Source organism: Streptomyces fildesensis (assembly GCF_016107395.1).
GTDB classification, from domain to species: Bacteria; Actinomycetota; Actinomycetes; order Streptomycetales; family Streptomycetaceae; genus Actinacidiphila; species Actinacidiphila fildesensis.
The window spans coordinates 49,849-64,111 of sequence record NZ_JAAIKO010000045.1; the positions used below are offsets into that span (position 1 = coordinate 49,849).

Below are 14,263 nucleotides of genomic sequence, written 5' to 3' on the forward strand. Positions count from 1 at the left end.
GACGGGATCTTCATCCATGTCGAACCCGAACTCGTGGCAGGGCGCGTCGTCGACCGGAACGGATACGTGCCGGCAGAGCAAGTGAACCCTCCGCCGCCGACATGCCCTGACGACGAAGCCGGAATGCGCCCGCCCCGAACCGGCTATCCCCTCGGTACTGGCGTGTGCCAGACAAGGGTCGTTCCGCCCTCCGGCGGCCACATCAACTCCATGTCCCCGCCCAGTTGCAGGGCGCGCTCCCGCATGTTCCGCAGGCCGTTGCCGTTCCGCTCCGCCGGAAGTCCGACACCGTTATCGGTCGTCGTGAGGACGACGTGCCGGCCGTCGGTCTCCAGGGCCACCTGCGCCCGGGTGGCGTGGGCGTGCTTGGCGACGTTGGTCAGTGACTCCGTGAGCACGGCCAGCACATGGTCGGCGACCTCCCGCGGCACCTGAGTGTCGAGCAGTCCTTCCATCCGCACGCTCGGTGTGAAGCCCAGGACCGCGGAGGCGTCGGAGGCGGCCCGCACCGTACGCGCCCGGAGGGTGTGTTCGGCGCCCGTCTCACGGGACCGCAGACCGAAGATGGTCGACCGGATGATCTTGATGGTCTCGTCCAGGTCGTCGACAGCGCGCCGGACCCGTTCCGAGGCCTCGGGGTGCTCGATGAAGCGGCGCGAGCTCTGCAGCGTCATCCCGGTAGCGAAAAGGCGCTGGATCGCGAGGTCGTGCAGATCCCGGGCGATCCGGTCCCGGTCCTCCAACAGCGCTATCTGCTCGGCGCCGGCACGCCGTTCGGCCAACTCCATCGCCACCGCCGCCTGCCCGGCGAAGCCCTGCAGGTGCTCGATCTCCTCCTCGACAAAAGCTGTTCGTGTGGCCCCGCGGGCCAACAACAGCACACCGCGCAGCCCGTCCCCGATGCCGATGGGAACGGCCACCGCGGCCTCCAGCCCGGCGATGCGGGGCCAATCCACGGTCATCCGCTCGTCAGTGGTGATGTCTGCACTGGTCAGAGGCTTTCCTGCAGCGTAGGCCGCACCCACCAGACTGCCCTCGATCGGCACCATCAGACCGCGAATCGCTTCCGCGTCGCGTCCGATGGCCAACTCGACCGAGAGCATCAACGGGTCCGGGACCGGTAGCGCGATGAGGGCGAGTTCCGCGCCGGTGATCTCTTTGGCCCGCTCTGCGATGAGGCTGATCACCTCGCTGCGTGGACTGCCCGCCATGAGCGTGTGGGTGATCTCCGCGTTGGCCTGGAGCCACCGCTCGCGCCGCCTGGACTCCTCGTACAGCCGGGCGTTGTCGATCGCCACCCCGGCGGCCACGGCCAGCGTGGCCAGGACGGACTCGTCCTCGGCGTCGAACTGCCCGCCGCCGCGCTTCTCCGTCAGATACAGGTTGCCGAAGACGTGGTCGCGCACCCGGATCGGTACCCCGAGGAAGGAGTCCATCGGCGGGTGGTTCGGCGGAAAGCCGTACGAGGAGGGGTGATCGGAGATCCGCGGCAGCCGCAACGGGTGCGGATCGCGGATCAGCACACCCAGGATTCCGTGCCCCGACGGGTACGCGCCGATCGCGGCGATCTGCTCCGGCGTGAACCCGACCGTCACGAACTCGGCGAGCCGCTCGCCGTCCGGCCCGATCACCCCCAGCGCCGCGTACTCGGCCTTCACCAGCACCGCCGCCGCCTCGACGATATTGCGCAGCACCTGCTCCAGATCCAGCTCGCCCCCGACGGAGAGCACCGCCTCCAGCAGACTGCGGACCTGGTCCCGGGTGCCGCGCGCCACGTCCAGCCGGCTCTGCAACTCCTCGAGAAGCTCATCGAGCCGCAGCTGAGGAGACTGCCCGGTGCCCTCGTCGCCGTTACCCACCGATATGCCTCCAGATGCACGTGACGGAATGGAGTCGGTCCCTCAGCTCCGTCCACCGTACTCGCCCCTTAATCACCGCAAGGAGCCCTTCGTCCCTTCCTGGAAGCCCCGGGGGAACAGGAAGGGCCCGCCCAGGGCCCTCGGTAGGTGATCATGATGCTTTCGGCGCGAGGCTGGAAGCCTCGGAGAGGGTGACACCATGGAGCCGGGGCCACCTGGCCCCGGTCACAATCTGTGGTGAGCCGCAGACCGCTCGGTGAGCGCGGTTCGGGTGCTGTCCGCTGGACAGGGCGCCCGGCGCAGGATTCAGAAGCTCTTGATGTCCGACAGTGACCGTCCCTCCCCCGCGGCCGGGATCGCGGTCTTCCTCCTCGACGACCACGAAGTGGTACGGCGGGGAGTGCGGGACCTGCTGAACGACGAACCGGACATCACGGTGATCGGCGAGGCCGGCACCGTCGAACACGCCCTCATCCGCATTCCCGCGCTCCGCCCGCAGGTCGCCGTGCTGGACGTGCGACTGCCGGACGGAGACGGAGTGACCGTCTGCCGGGAACTCCGCTCCAAGATGCCCGAACTCGCCTGCCTGATGCTCACGTCCTTCGACGACGAGGAGGCGCTCCTCGACGCGATCATGGCCGGCGCCGCAGGGTTCGTGCTCAAGCAGATCCGCGGCTCCGACCTGGTCTCGGCCGTCCGCGCCGTCGCCGCCGGACAGTCGACGCTCGACCCCAGCGCGGCGGCCAGGCTGATGGCCAAGCTGCGCGGCGCGGAGGAACCCGCACCGGAACTGGTCGCGCTGCCCAGCCTGACCGAAGGCGAGCGGGAGGTCCTGGCGCTGGTCGGCGAAGGGCTGACCAACCGACAGATCGGACAGCGGCTCTACCTCGCGGAGAAGACCGTCAAGAACCACATCTCACGGCTGCTCGCCAAGCTGGGCGTGGAACGACGCGTCCAGGCCGCCGTGATCGCGACCCAGGCCCAGGACCGGCTGAACCACGAAGGACATCACGACACCGGCAACCGACGGTGACCCGCGCACACTGACCGCTCGTCCCGGGGTCGGGCACCGGGCCATGCAAGGGGCCCACTGCGCGGGCGAGCGGGGCCAACCGGCCCTACCGCGTGCGGCACACCGCGTGTGAACTGACCAAAGGTGCGGTTTCGCACCCGCCGACGGATCGAGTCGGGCGACCAGTCGGCAGTCGTCGCATGCATGGCCGGAATCGGCCTGTCGAGGTGTGGAGAAGATCATGAGCATTGCATGCGTGGTGGCGGCCGTTGACGGCTCTCCGGAAAGTCTGCGAGCCGTGGACTGGGCGGTGGACGACGCCTTCCGCCGCGGAGTGGGGCTGCGGCTCGTCCACGCTTCTGCCTGGGAACAGTTCGAACAGCAAACCGTGGACGACATGGAACTCGCGCCCGAGCGTAAAGCCATCGAGGAGGTCCTGGACTCCGCGGCCGAGCGGGCGTCCGCGCGCCGGCCCGGCGTAGCGGTGGACACCGAACTGCTCGCCGAGGACGTCCTGTCCGCGCTGCTGGGCCTGCAGCGATACTCCCCGCTGCTGGTGCTGGGAACCCGCGGCCGCGGCGGATTCCCCGGGTTGCTGCTCGGCTCGGTGAGCTTGCGGGTCGCCGCGAGGGCCGCGTACCCGGTCGTGGTGGTACGCGGTGAACGTGAACCCGCGGAGGTCGGGCGCCGTGTGGTGCTGGGTGTGGGGTCGCACGATGTTTCAGCGGCGGCGGAGTTCGCGGTCGAGGAAGCGGCGGCTGGACATGCCGATCTGGAGCTCGTGCACGCCTGGCGCCCCGAGATCGACATGTCGGGGGTGTCAGTGGTGATGGACGTCGGTGCGGCAGCCGACCGCGCACAGAACCTGCTGGGCGCCGTGCCCCTTCCCGAGACGGGAGTCAGCGGTCTGCGAGTACGGCGCAATGCCGTGCAGGGCAGGTCTGCCTCCAGCTTGCTGCGTGCGGCCGCCGGAGCAGACCTCCTGGTACTCGGCGCACGCCGCCGGCACGAGCATCCGGGCCTCCAACTCGGCTCGATGAACCACGCCATGCTGCACCACGCCCCCTGCCCGGTGGCGATCGTGCCCGCTCACTGACCCCCGGCGCCGGAGGCAATCGCCTTGCACCAGGGCCGTTCGGCAGCCCGGTGCCCGTTCCGCCCCTGCCGGGCGCACCGACACGGTCCCCTTCTCAGACTGGTCTACAAGGACCATTCGGCGTTCAGCGGGACCTTCGGCCCCTCACGCATCCGGGGACGGCAGAGCACGCTGGAGGCAGAACAACAGCAGCTACACATAGTTGAGTTGAGCCGAGACGCAGAACAAGAGGCACTCGCTCACAGCGCCACTGCCAACGCGGACATTCACCGGCAACTCCAGGACCTTTCGCACACGTTGTGCGTCTCCACCGGTCCACGAGATATCGACGCGGCGCTCGTCGTCGCACGCACGCAGACCCGGTCGATGCCGTCCGTCCCCCGAACACCCGCGGTGGTCCCATCACGGCGGCAGTCCCTCAGCCCGTCCCCGTAGAGCGCGGTCGGCTCGAAAAGCCGGCAGCGAACCAATCTCAGGAGATCGACATGCCGAAGCAGACCCAGGAACCCGCCGCCCGACGTGTGGTCGTCGGGGTGGACGGGTCGGAGTGTTCCACCTCAGCACTACGCTGGGCGATGGCCTACGCACAGCTGACCGACGCCACAGTCGAAGCCATCACCACATGGCATAACCCCGACATGTACGCGTACAGCTACGGGTGGGTCCCCGGCGTCATCGACCTCGGTGACATCGCCGCCAGCATCCAGAAGAACCTCGACGAGGTCGTCGCCAACGAATCGGAGCGCCTCGACCGGCCGGTCGAAGTGCTGGCCCGTGTGGTGGAAGGCCATCCCGCAGAGGTCCTGCTGGCCGCAGCAGCGGGAGCCCAGTTGCTGACCGTGGGCACCAGGGGACACGGCACCTTCGCCGGGATCCTCCTCGGCTCGGTCAGCCAGCACTGCGTTCAACACGCGCCGTGCCCGGTCGTCGTCGTTCCTGAATGAGATTCCTACCGGCCGGCTCCTCCGTACCGCCCCGCGAGAGAGAGCTTGGTCGGCCCCAACACCCATCGCCACACCGGCGCCATCGGATCCGTACACCATCGATCATGCCGGGAGGCAGCCATGATGAACACGACAGCAGTGAAAGCAGGACGGGGAGCCGTCGAACGGCATCCGGGCGAGCAGGTATCACTCGGCTCCTTCCCCACCTACGACGAGGCGCAGAGCGTCGTCGACTACCTCGCCGACCACGAATTCGAAGTGGAAACCACCCAGATCGTCGGAAGCGATCTCCGGATGGTGGAGCAGATCACCGGGCGGCTGAACTGGGGGCGCGCCCTGCTCTACGGAGCCACGAGCGGAGCATGGTTCGGAGTCTTCGTCGGCCTGCTACTGAGCATCCTGAGCGCGACAGCCTTCTGGAAGGCCATGGTCTGGGGCCTGAGCTGGGGCGTGCTGTTCGGTGGGATCTTCGCGCTGTTCCAGTTCGCGATGACCGCGGGACGCCGGGATTTCACGTCCAGAAGCGCCGTCATTCCCAGCCGCTATCAAGTACTGGTCATGGCGTCGCACGGCGATCACGCACGATCAGTACTCAGCACCCGGTGAGCACCCGGCAGGCCGAGACCACGGCCCGCCGCTGCCCTCGACGCCAGGACCTGTCTTCAAACTGGCGCCCGCCCGGCGGTGTCTGGCACGCACGCTCGCTGCGTTGTCGGGATCACCCCAGTACGTCCAGTACAGGGGCGACCCTCCGCCTTGCGATCGCACGCACCAGACACCGCCGGGCCCGCCCTCCGGGCGAACGCCGCCAGTTTGAAGACAGGTCCTAGGAGATTCGGGCTCGACGGAGCCGCCCGGCGGGTCCCCCGTCGGCCGGCTCACTGGCGCTTCGAAGTGCACCGGGTGGACGACATACTCACCGTGATCTGGCACCACCCAACCTGGTGATCAGGCCTTCTCCAGGCGGAAGCCGGTGATGAGACCGGGCCGAATGCTCAGCACACAGCCCATCGGGCCGCCGACCAACGGACGCAGCAGTTCTCCGTACCGCTGGCCGTCGCGGCTGTCGCGGCCGTCCGTAACGGGCAGCACGTAGCCGGTGACGACCACGCTCCAACCGAGGTCCGTCACCGGGTCGATGGCATCGGCCTCGTAGGCCACGACAATTCCGGGGCAGTCGTCGGGCGCCATGAGCGCAGCAATGTCCCCACCGTCGAACAACCGGAAGACGATGTCCCCGGCCTCGATGATGTGGTTGACCGGGCATACTGCCGGCAGTGCGTGGCGGGTGAAGACAATGCGGCCGAGAGAGACCGTGCCGAGCAGTTTCAGGGCTTCGTCAGGATCGAGCGTCGCCGTACGCCGCGGCCCGATTGCGGTGCTATCAGCCGTCGGCGTTCTCGGGGTGATCCCCTGGTACATCCTGATCGCCTCCCTCTCCAACTCCCCTACAGATCACCGCTGTGCCGAACACCGGGTGTTTCCTGAGCGGCTGGGGCCGTCGCCGTCGCGATCCTCAGCCGAGAGGAACCGTGATCACCGGGCAGTGTGCCCGGTGGAGCAGTCCGTGCACGACGGAGCCGAGCCGCATGCCGGTGTAGCCGCCCCGGCCTCGGCGGCCCACGACCACGGCCAGTGCGTGTTCGGCGGCGCCTGCGAGTTCCTCCACCGGGTGGCCGGTCGGTACCTCGTGCTTCAGCGCGACGTCCGGGTACTGCTGCGAAAAGCCGGCCGTCATCTCGGACAGCATCCGTCGCTGAGCCTGCAGTGCGTCCTCCTGGCCGCGGAGCGTGAAGATCGGCGGCTGCTGCCATACCGAGATCGCGCGCAGGCCGGCTCCTCTGAGATCGGCCTCTTCGAAAGCGAGCGCCACTGCCGCCTTCGATGGTTCGCTGCCGTCGATGCCCACGACCAAGTAGGTCGGCTGTTGCGTGATGTGCTCGGCGTCGCCCACGACGACGACCGGGCACTCTGCCTGTGCTGTGAAGGGGACGACCAGGGAGCCTGCGCTGAAGAACTCCGAGGTACGACTCAGGCGACGCGAGCCCAGCACGATCATGCGAGCCCGGACATTCGCCCGATCACCGGGGTGGGGAACCCATCGACCAGGTCCACGGCCTGATCGATCCCGGGGTAGCGCTCCCGGCTCCAGGCGGCGGACGCTCTGAGGACTTCCGATGCGGTCTGGTGCAGCGTGATGCTGCGGGAAGTGTCGTCAACGTGCTGCGTGTCGTGCCGCGGAGGAACAGCGACGACGAGCCGCAGCGCGAGCCCGCGCCGTCGGGCTTCGTCCACCGCCCAAGCCAGGGGAAGGTGCCAATCCCTCGCCGGGTCGATGCCTACGATGATCTCGTGTCGTTCGCCGACGTCGGTCATGACGTGCTCCTTTGCTCACGGTCGTGCCGCGGAATGAGCTGCACGGGACAGTGGGCGTGGTGCACCAGACTGTGCGTCACCCGCCCGAGAGTGGGTCCGATGTAGCCGGGCGACCGCCGGCCACCCATCACCAGCAGGTCCGCGTGCTGCGAGGCCTCGACCAGAACGCCGGCCACGGAAACGTTCTTCTCCGCGTCCAGCTGAACGGTCAGGCAAGGGAACTCCTGACGGATCCGATTCGCCACCGCGGCCAAGTGATGAACCTGCTCGCCGGCCATTTCCCCCAAGCCGTCGACCATGGTCACGACGTTCCCGACGGACTGCAGGACGTTCCACACCTGCAGCATGCGCAGCGAGGCTTTGCGAAGGACAGCCTCGCGCGCGCTCGATGCCCGCCTCCGAAACGTAGGCCTCTCGGCCGTCCGTGTCGACGGCGTACACGATGTGCAGGGCGCGCTCACGGTGCACGGCCTCGACCGCTGCCCACAGCGCTGCGTGACGGGCCGACTCCGAACCATCGACGCCGACGATGACGGAGCCGATTTCGGAGCCGCTGGTGGTGCTTTCCATGGTTCCTCCTCACCGAGAACCACCAAGGGTCCAGCTCTCACGCTGCCACAGCGGACTCTCCACGCGGAGGGCCGTTCAGGTCTCAGACATGGGCCAAGAGTCCCCGTGTACACCCTCCTCAACAGCGGGCTGCTGCGTGCGGAGTGCGTGATCCGGCGTCCCAGGCGGGCGGGGGGCTGGTCGGTCCGGCCAGGGGCCGTTTGGCCCCTCCTCCGCTTCCGTGTCCCGGGCCACTCTGAAAGACCGCAGACCCGCGGCGTCGCCAGCTACCGCTGGAACGTGCCCACAGGAGGTTCCCGCCATGAAACACCATGTGACCGTCGGCATCGACGGGTCACTCGAGAGCCGGGCAGCAGCCATGTGGGGTGCCAGGGAGGCGTCCTTGCGGGAGGTGCCGCTGCGACTCGTCCACGCGGTCGAGTGGCCCATAAGCCCTGCCATTCCGCGGTTGGGCCGGGAGAGCGCCGACCGTTGGGCCGACGAGGCGCTCACCGAGGCTTCGGAGGACGTACGCCGCCGGTACCCGAGCCTGGAGATCACCATCCGCTGTCTCTCCGGCAGGCCGGCCGCAGCCCTGGCAGCCGAGGCCAGCGACGCGGGGCTGCTCGTCCTCGGCTCCCGCGGCCTGGGCGGCCTGGTCGGCTTCTTCGTCGGTTCGGTGGGCATGCCGACGCTTGCGGCCACGGAAACCCCGGTGGCCCTCGTACGGCCGCCGCGGGAAACCGGGGACACGGAGCCCGCCGGTTACGGCGAGATCGTCGTGGGTGTGGACATCCACGAGGCTGCCGACAAACTCCTCTCCTTCGCCTTCGAGGAAGCCGCCCGCCGCAAGTGCGCCCTGCGGGCCGTGCATGGCTGGAAGCTCCCTCCCGCCTACGAGTACATCCCCTTCTTCGACCCCGAAAACGAACGGGACATCGGCCGGAGTGTCACGCAGATGCTGGACGACATGCTGAAGCCGTGGCGCGACAAGTTCCCCTCCGTTCGCGCCGACTCCCAGGCGTTCATGGGACCCGCCGGCAGCCGACTGGTCCAGGCCTCGGTGGGCGCCGACCTCGTCATCGTCGGCCGTCACCTGCGCCGCTCTCCCCTGGGCGCCCATCTCGGGCCGGTCGCCCACGCCGTGCTGCACCACGCCACCGCCCCTGTCGCCGTCATCGCCCACGACTGACAACGCGGGAGCACAGCCCCCGAACGGAGGCGGTGCGTCCACGGCCCAGGCCGTTGAGCTCACAACCGGTGTGCGCTGCGGCTGGTCGCCCTCCAGCTCCGACATCCTCATGCGCTTTGATAGAATTGCAAAAAATGGCAATTCATTACATGCTGTTGGTGCTGTGTCTGCAGTCGTCGATGGCACAGGACGAAGCCCAGTCCGGTGGGAGCCGGCGATGAGGAGGGCGCGCTGTGGCGGTTCCGCTGTATCAGGCCAAGGCAGACTTCTTCCGGATGCTCGCGCATCCGGTGCGGATCCGGGTGCTGGAGCTGCTGCAGGACGGGCCCGTACCGGTCCGGAAGCTGCTGACGGCGATCGAGGTGGAGCCGTCGAGTCTGTCGCAGCAGCTCGCCGTGCTGCGGCGGTCCGGGCTCGTCACGTCCGCCCGGGACGGTTCGACCGTGGTGTACGCGCTGGCCGGCGCAGATGTGGCCATGTTGATGTCCGTGGCGCGCACCATCCTCGCGCAGATCCTGACCGGTCAGAACGAGCTTCTTGGCGAGCTACGGAAGAGTGAGATCTCCCGGTGAGTACGGTGCTGCACGATTTCTGGGGTTCGATCCGCTCGCTGCTTCCGGTCCGGGCGGATTTCTCCGGGATGCGGCGGCAGCCGCGCCGGGATCTGCTGGCCGGGTTGACGGTGGCGATCGTGGCGTTGCCGCTGGCTTTGGGGTTCGGGGTTTCGTCCGGGCTCGGCGCGGAGGCGGGGCTGGCCACCGCGGTGGTGGCCGGCGCAATGGCGGCCGTCTTCGGCGGGTCGAATCTGCAGGTGTCCGGGCCGACCGGAGCCATGACCGTGGTGCTGGTCCCGATCGTGGCCCGGTACGGTCCGGGCGGGGTGCTCACCGTCGGGCTGATGGCCGGCCTCATCCTGATCGCACTGGCCGTGGCGAAAGCCGGCCGGTACATGAAGTACGTTCCGGCGCCGGTCGTGGAGGGTTTCACGCTGGGGATCGCCTGCGTGATCGGACTGCAGCAGGTGCCGGCCGCGCTGGGTGTCGCCACGCCGAAGGGCGAGAAGGTTCTCGTCGTGGCGTGGCGCGCGACGGAGGAATTCGCGGCGCATCCCAACTGGACGGCCATCGGCCTGTCGGCCGGTGTCGCGACGCTGATGCTGGCCGGTGCCCGTTGGCGTCCGACGGTGCCGTTCTCCATCGTCGGGGTCATCGCAGCGACCCTCGCGGCACAAGCGGCCCACTTCGACGTGGCCCGGATCGGGCATCTACCGGCCGGCCTTCCTGCGCCCTCCCTCGGGTTCCTGGAGCTGTCCACGGTGTCCTCGCTGCTGGCTCCCGCGATCGCGGTGGCCGCGCTCGCCGCGCTGGAGTCGCTGTTGTCGGCGACCGTGGCCGACGGCATGACGGTGGGGCAGAATCACGATCCGGACCGTGAACTGTTCGGGCAGGGCCTGGCCAACCTGGCCGCACCGCTGTTCGGCGGAGTCCCCGCGACGGCGGCCATCGCGCGCACCGCGGTCAACGTGCGCTCCGGGGCGGGTTCCCGGCTTGCCGCACTCACCCACGCCGTGGTCCTGGCGGCGATCGTGTTCGCGGCGGCGCCGCTGGTGGCACGGATCCCGTTGGCCGCGCTGGCGGGGGTGCTGTTGGCCACCGCGATCCGGATGGTCGAGGTCGGTTCGCTGCGGGCGATGGTCCGCGCCACCCGGGGTGACGCGCTGGTCCTGATCCTCACCGCGCTGGCGACACTGGCGCTCGACCTCGTGTACGCGGTAGTCCTGGGGCTGGTGGTCGCGGCGGTGGTCGCCCTGCGCGCGGTCGCCCTGCATGCCCGGTTGGACCAGGTCCCGTTGGAGCACGACCCGGCGGGCGATCACAGCGTCGAGGAGCATGAACTGCTGGCCGAGCACATCGTCGCGTATCGGATCGAGGGACCGCTGTTCTTCGCCGCCGCGCACCGCTTCCTGCTGGAGTTGACCGATGTCGCCGATGTGCGGGTGGTGATCCTGCGGCTGTCACGCATCACCGCCCTGGATGCCACAGGGGCCTTGGTCCTCAAGGACGCGGTGCACAAACTGAGTCGTCGAGGGATCACCGTGATGGCATCGGGCATCCAGTCCGGCCAGCGGCAGGCTCTGGACGCGCTCGGCGTCCTGGGCCCGTTGTACGCCGACGGCAGAGTCTTCAGCACCACGCCGGAGGCGATCCGCGCGGCCCGAACCCACCTGCAGCGCACGGGAGTTCTGGCAATTCCCGCGCAAGCTGCCAAAATCCCTACCGAGGAGCCGGCCGGATGACCTCAACGTCCCCCAGAATGACGGAAATGATGGCGCCCGAAGCCCTGTGGCTGCTCAGAGGCACCACCGGTGGCCGCCTGGTGTTCGTCCAACGCGGGCTGACCCAGGTGCGGCCCGCAGTCCATGTCCTGGAGCACGGGCGTCTCATCGTCCGCGTCCCGGCGCCCGAAGGTGCCCTCGCGGGACCGACCGTTGTGACGTACAACGCCGAGGAGATCGATGCGGCACGGCGCAGCGGGTGGTCGATCAGCGTCACCGGACCGGTCGGACTGATCGTTGACGTCGACGAGGCCGCACACTACCGCCGTACGCTCCCCGGCTGGGTCTTCGGCCCGCATGACACGCTCGCCCACATCAGCCCACAAACCGTTCGCGGCTATCGGCTTGCCGCTGCTACGGCCGCCGCTGCGGAGATTGCCGGTTCCGGAAGGTCGAACGGTTCGTGACCCGGATCGCTGACTTGCATCACCGGCACGTGATGACCCTTCCCATGGCGCCCGGTGCGAGAGCTGCGGCGATCGTGGCGAGGGCCCCGGGGGTGGCTGTCGCCACCGGCAGGGGGTGAATGTCCAGGCCGGTGGCACGGCGCAAATGGACCGCGGCGGACTCCAGAGCGGGCAGCACACAGGTGACCGGCAGCGGACCCAGGCCGGCGACTGCGGAGGCGTTGGACAACAGCGCGATGCGCCGACCCCGGCCGGTGTACCGGTCCACGTCACCGCGTTGAAGGAGCAGGTGCTCGATGACCCGCCGGTCCGCCGTACTGTCCAGCAGGGCACGATCGCGCTCAGAAGCGGCCGGCACGCACAGTCGCTGCGTGGTCTTGCCGGTGGCGGCCGCGTCGAACACGGGGTCCGCCAGGTGGATCAGGTCGTCGCCGAGCCGGTCACGCAGCAGGTGCAGGGTCTGCGGACCATCGGTGTCGACCAACACGCGCTGCGCACCGGTGTCCGGATGGATGTCCTCAGCGACCAGTGCCGCCCCTGCGGTCACGGCGAGGATCGCCGCCACCGTGGAGAACGCCGGACAGCGGAACGTCACCTCAAGGCTGTACTCGGGTCGCGTTCGGGCAGGGGGCTGGGTCATCGGGCATTCCGGCTGCTGGACTCTGCTGACCGGTGCAGCGCCCGGAGTGCGCCCGTCACCAGGCGTCGCGGGTGAGTCGGTAGCCAGTGATGCTCCGGGGGTGGATAAGCAGGAAGTGCTCGGCGTGCACCGTTGCCGTTGCACCCAGTCGCGCCCGGTAGTGCCTCAGGCGGGTGCCGGTGATCTGGTCGGCGAGACCGGTGACGATGACGGTCCATCCGGTGTGGTCCCGCATGTTGATCTGGTCGACCTGATACGTGAGCTGCCGGGGGAAGGCGAACCGGGATGCGGGGGCGGGCCGTTGCGCGCGCAGGATGAGCTGTCCGTCGTCGAGCAGGTGATGCTGGACAGGGATGGCCGCCAGGGCAGGATCGCAGCGTGTCAGCCGGCCGGCCCTGTCGGACGCCAGCAGGGACCGGGCCATGTCCGCAGAGACGGGCAGCAGGTTGGGCAGAGCTTGCGTCATCGGTGGGCTCCAATGTGGGAAGCGCTCTGTGGGCATGGGGCGGCCGAGGCCGCAAAGGCGCGCGGGCGAGTTCCTACGGCCGGGCCGCCTGCGGTGGAACAGGTCGGGCCGAGTACCCGCGCCTGCTGTCGCGTACGAGCCCACGCCATGGCTCGGCGCCAGATCCCCCTCGCCCTGGGCCCCGGCACGGGGATCCGCGGTGTGCGGCAGGAGGAGCCCGAACTGCGGCACGACGTCAAGATCACCTCTGCTTCGCTGCGGCAGGCTGTACCGGGACCGGCAGTTCGACATCGTGCGCCCGTCCCAACCGCTGCAGTTCCTCCATGTCGACCGAGTACACGGCGACCATCCAGGCGTCTCCCGCCTCGGCGGCATCAGCCAGCCCCTGACACAGCGTGGCCGCCTGCCGCTGCAGAGCGGCCCTGAATCCCTCGCCCATCAGCAACTCCCCTTGTTTTCCTCCTGTCCCCGCCAGCGGGGGAAGGGCGGACCGGCAACAGCCGTCGGCGCACCTGTGCAGTCGGCGAGGTGGCCGCTCCGGATGTCAGGGCCTCGGAGCGGCCACTAGCTGCAAACCTTAGCACTTGCTAAGATTGGCAACTATGAACAATGGAATCAAGAGGCGGATGCGGATCACACCCCTCCGTGGCGACGAAGCTCCGGTCCTGTTCTGCCCCGCCTGCACCCTGCGCTGCAGGCCCGCCGCCCTCGACGGGAGCAGCCGCTGTCCGCGGTGTGGGAACGACCGCATGCTGCACCCGTTCTCCGCCACCGCACCCCGTGCTGGCCGGAGCGCTCAAGCGATGCCGCCCCATAAGAGCGGCGATGGCGACGGCGGTGAACATCGCCCCTGGCCAGGATGGCTCCCGTCCGCATGGGCGCGGCGCTTTCGCGACGGGCACCTGGCAGCAGGGCGACCAGTGGCCACCGCCGACCCTGCGGGTGCGATCCCCAGCGGTGAGGGACGGGGGCGGAAGTAGCCATGGAGTGGAATTTCGAAGACTGCAACGGCACCGGCGTGCTGCATCTGCACGGCCATCTGGGCCGGCGGGTAACCTCCCGGTTCACCGGAGCGGTCGGCTGGGCCCGGGCGCGAACCACGGGAACGCTGGTGCTGGACATGTCCGGGCTGATGGGCTGGAGCCCGGACGGAGAGGCCGCGATCCTCGCCGCCTCGCCCGCCGGCTTGGCGCTGTGCGGGCTCCGAGGTCGCTCCACCCCGCTGCTGACCGAGAATTCCCTGGTCGGCGTCCGAGTCTTTCCCGACCTGGATGCCGCTTTGACGGCTCTTGCCCAGGCTCCGGGGTCCGCGGACACCGGCCGACGGCGGCCGGCGGGGCCCTCGCGCGCCGCCTGAACGAGGAGAACCGCACGGAATTGCTAAAGT

18 protein-coding genes and 1 pseudogene are annotated in these 14,263 nt (G+C 69.0%); 10 read left to right on the forward strand and 9 right to left on the reverse strand.

Features of this window, described 5'->3' with window-relative positions; all coding sequences use genetic code 11:
* Window positions 1-143 precede the first annotated feature (143 nt).
* Window positions 144-1,859 carry a sensor histidine kinase gene (locus tag C6N31_RS35585; RefSeq protein WP_198359063.1) on the reverse strand — a complete coding sequence of 572 codons (1,716 nt, stop codon included), beginning with the start codon at window positions 1,857-1,859 and terminating at the stop codon, window positions 144-146.
* A 319-nt stretch (window positions 1,860-2,178) separates the two neighbouring features.
* Between C6N31_RS35585 and C6N31_RS35590 the strand changes: the two genes are divergently transcribed.
* From C6N31_RS35590 to C6N31_RS35610, 5 genes are all read left to right on the forward strand, one after another.
* Complete coding sequence (locus tag C6N31_RS35590) at window positions 2,179-2,892, forward strand: response regulator (RefSeq protein ID WP_198359064.1); 714 nt, start codon at window positions 2,179-2,181, stop codon at window positions 2,890-2,892.
* Between the two features lie 220 nt (window positions 2,893-3,112).
* On the forward strand, window positions 3,113-3,967 hold the full coding sequence (locus C6N31_RS35595; protein WP_198359065.1) for a universal stress protein: 855 nt from the start codon (window positions 3,113-3,115) through the stop codon (window positions 3,965-3,967).
* 207 nt (window positions 3,968-4,174) lie between these two features.
* Window positions 4,175-4,402, forward strand: coding sequence for a DUF5133 domain-containing protein (locus C6N31_RS35600; protein WP_232486057.1), 228 nt, complete (start codon window positions 4,175-4,177; stop codon window positions 4,400-4,402).
* Window positions 4,403-4,452: 50 nt separating this feature from the next.
* Window positions 4,453-4,911 carry a universal stress protein gene (locus C6N31_RS35605; RefSeq protein WP_198359066.1) on the forward strand — a complete coding sequence of 153 codons (459 nt, stop codon included), beginning with the start codon at window positions 4,453-4,455 and terminating at the stop codon, window positions 4,909-4,911.
* 120 nt (window positions 4,912-5,031) lie between these two features.
* Window positions 5,032-5,517, forward strand: coding sequence for a YflT domain-containing protein (locus C6N31_RS35610; protein ID WP_232486058.1), 486 nt, complete (start codon window positions 5,032-5,034; stop codon window positions 5,515-5,517).
* A 342-nt stretch (window positions 5,518-5,859) separates the two neighbouring features.
* On the opposite strand, the gene C6N31_RS35615 is transcribed toward C6N31_RS35610, so the two are convergent.
* From C6N31_RS35615 to C6N31_RS45745, 5 genes and pseudogenes are all read right to left on the reverse strand, one after another.
* On the reverse strand, window positions 5,860-6,333 hold the full coding sequence (locus C6N31_RS35615; RefSeq protein ID WP_198359067.1) for a pyridoxamine 5'-phosphate oxidase family protein: 474 nt from the start codon (window positions 6,331-6,333) through the stop codon (window positions 5,860-5,862).
* Window positions 6,334-6,427: 94 nt separating this feature from the next.
* The gene (locus C6N31_RS45730) at window positions 6,428-6,970 is read right to left on the reverse strand and encodes a universal stress protein (protein ID WP_306665053.1); all 543 of its coding nucleotides are present in this window, start codon (window positions 6,968-6,970) and stop codon (window positions 6,428-6,430) included.
* Window positions 6,967-7,287 (reverse strand): adenine nucleotide alpha hydrolase family protein, encoded by a 321-nt coding sequence (locus C6N31_RS45735; RefSeq protein WP_306665054.1) that lies wholly within the window; start codon window positions 7,285-7,287, stop codon window positions 6,967-6,969. The genes C6N31_RS45730 and C6N31_RS45735 overlap by 4 nt, the downstream gene beginning before the upstream one ends.
* Entirely contained in the window at window positions 7,284-7,586 is a 303-nt protein-coding gene (locus C6N31_RS45740) for a universal stress protein (protein ID WP_306665055.1), read from the reverse strand. Before C6N31_RS45740 ends, C6N31_RS45735 begins: the two co-directional genes overlap by 4 nt.
* 88 nt (window positions 7,587-7,674) lie before the next feature.
* Window positions 7,675-7,857, reverse strand: a pseudogene (locus C6N31_RS45745) (universal stress protein); the annotation flags it as partial.
* Window positions 7,858-8,158: 301 nt separating this feature from the next.
* Here C6N31_RS45745 and C6N31_RS35630 point away from each other — a divergent pair.
* The 4 genes from C6N31_RS35630 to C6N31_RS35645 all read left to right on the forward strand — a co-directional run bounded on the left by C6N31_RS35630 (window position 8,159) and on the right by C6N31_RS35645 (window position 11,770).
* The gene (locus C6N31_RS35630) at window positions 8,159-9,028 is read left to right on the forward strand and encodes a universal stress protein (RefSeq protein ID WP_198359068.1); all 870 of its coding nucleotides are present in this window, start codon (window positions 8,159-8,161) and stop codon (window positions 9,026-9,028) included.
* A 233-nt stretch (window positions 9,029-9,261) separates the two neighbouring features.
* The gene (locus tag C6N31_RS35635) at window positions 9,262-9,600 is read left to right on the forward strand and encodes an ArsR/SmtB family transcription factor (RefSeq protein ID WP_198359069.1); all 339 of its coding nucleotides are present in this window, start codon (window positions 9,262-9,264) and stop codon (window positions 9,598-9,600) included.
* A gap of 68 nt (window positions 9,601-9,668) precedes the next feature.
* Window positions 9,669-11,324, forward strand: coding sequence for a SulP family inorganic anion transporter (locus C6N31_RS35640; protein ID WP_198359079.1), 1,656 nt, complete (start codon window positions 9,669-9,671; stop codon window positions 11,322-11,324).
* A complete protein-coding gene (locus C6N31_RS35645; protein WP_232486059.1) occupies window positions 11,321-11,770 on the forward strand; it encodes a pyridoxamine 5'-phosphate oxidase family protein in 450 nt (149 codons plus the stop codon). The genes C6N31_RS35640 and C6N31_RS35645 overlap by 4 nt, the downstream gene beginning before the upstream one ends.
* A 19-nt stretch (window positions 11,771-11,789) precedes the next feature.
* Here the strand turns inward: C6N31_RS35645 and C6N31_RS35650 are convergent, their stop codons facing one another.
* The 3 genes from C6N31_RS35650 to C6N31_RS35660 all read right to left on the reverse strand — a co-directional run bounded on the left by C6N31_RS35650 (window position 11,790) and on the right by C6N31_RS35660 (window position 13,315).
* Entirely contained in the window at window positions 11,790-12,410 is a 621-nt protein-coding gene (locus tag C6N31_RS35650; RefSeq protein ID WP_198359070.1) for a hypothetical protein, read from the reverse strand.
* Window positions 12,411-12,465: 55 nt separating this feature from the next.
* Window positions 12,466-12,876, reverse strand: a complete 411-nt coding sequence (locus tag C6N31_RS35655) for a pyridoxamine 5'-phosphate oxidase family protein (RefSeq protein WP_198359071.1) — start codon at window positions 12,874-12,876, stop codon at window positions 12,466-12,468.
* Window positions 12,877-13,117: 241 nt separating this feature from the next.
* Entirely contained in the window at window positions 13,118-13,315 is a 198-nt protein-coding gene (locus C6N31_RS35660; protein WP_198359072.1) for a hypothetical protein, read from the reverse strand.
* A 543-nt stretch (window positions 13,316-13,858) separates the two neighbouring features.
* Here C6N31_RS35660 and C6N31_RS35665 point away from each other — a divergent pair.
* Window positions 13,859-14,233: a hypothetical protein gene (locus C6N31_RS35665; RefSeq protein ID WP_198359073.1), complete on the forward strand. Its 375-nt coding sequence runs from the start codon at window positions 13,859-13,861 to the stop codon at window positions 14,231-14,233.
* The last annotated feature ends 30 nt before the right edge of the window (window positions 14,234-14,263 follow it).

What these genes read in the sequence shown, in the direction of transcription:
- C6N31_RS35590 (WP_198359064.1), top strand. Translation starts at nt 2,179, where the DNA reads ATGTCCGACAGTGACCGTCCCTCCCCCGCGGCCGGGATCGCGGTCTTC.
- C6N31_RS35595 (WP_198359065.1), top strand. Translation starts at nt 3,113, where the DNA reads ATGAGCATTGCATGCGTGGTGGCGGCCGTTGACGGCTCTCCGGAAAGT.
- C6N31_RS35605 (WP_198359066.1), top strand. Translation starts at nt 4,453, where the DNA reads ATGCCGAAGCAGACCCAGGAACCCGCCGCCCGACGTGTGGTCGTCGGG.
- C6N31_RS35610 (WP_232486058.1), top strand. Translation starts at nt 5,032, where the DNA reads ATGATGAACACGACAGCAGTGAAAGCAGGACGGGGAGCCGTCGAACGG.
- C6N31_RS35615 (WP_198359067.1), bottom strand. Translation starts at nt 6,333, where the DNA reads ATGTACCAGGGGATCACCCCGAGAACGCCGACGGCTGATAGCACCGCA.
- C6N31_RS45730 (WP_306665053.1), bottom strand. Translation starts at nt 6,970, where the DNA reads ATGATCGTGCTGGGCTCGCGTCGCCTGAGTCGTACCTCGGAGTTCTTC.
- C6N31_RS45735 (WP_306665054.1), bottom strand. Translation starts at nt 7,287, where the DNA reads ATGACCGACGTCGGCGAACGACACGAGATCATCGTAGGCATCGACCCG.
- C6N31_RS45740 (WP_306665055.1), bottom strand. Translation starts at nt 7,586, where the DNA reads ATGGTCGACGGCTTGGGGGAAATGGCCGGCGAGCAGGTTCATCACTTG.
- C6N31_RS35630 (WP_198359068.1), top strand. Translation starts at nt 8,159, where the DNA reads ATGAAACACCATGTGACCGTCGGCATCGACGGGTCACTCGAGAGCCGG.
- C6N31_RS35640 (WP_198359079.1), top strand. Translation starts at nt 9,669, where the DNA reads ATGCGGCGGCAGCCGCGCCGGGATCTGCTGGCCGGGTTGACGGTGGCG.
- C6N31_RS35645 (WP_232486059.1), top strand. Translation starts at nt 11,321, where the DNA reads ATGACCTCAACGTCCCCCAGAATGACGGAAATGATGGCGCCCGAAGCC.
- C6N31_RS35650 (WP_198359070.1), bottom strand. Translation starts at nt 12,410, where the DNA reads ATGACCCAGCCCCCTGCCCGAACGCGACCCGAGTACAGCCTTGAGGTG.
- C6N31_RS35655 (WP_198359071.1), bottom strand. Translation starts at nt 12,876, where the DNA reads ATGACGCAAGCTCTGCCCAACCTGCTGCCCGTCTCTGCGGACATGGCC.
- C6N31_RS35660 (WP_198359072.1), bottom strand. Translation starts at nt 13,315, where the DNA reads ATGGGCGAGGGATTCAGGGCCGCTCTGCAGCGGCAGGCGGCCACGCTG.
- C6N31_RS35665 (WP_198359073.1), top strand. Translation starts at nt 13,859, where the DNA reads ATGGAGTGGAATTTCGAAGACTGCAACGGCACCGGCGTGCTGCATCTG.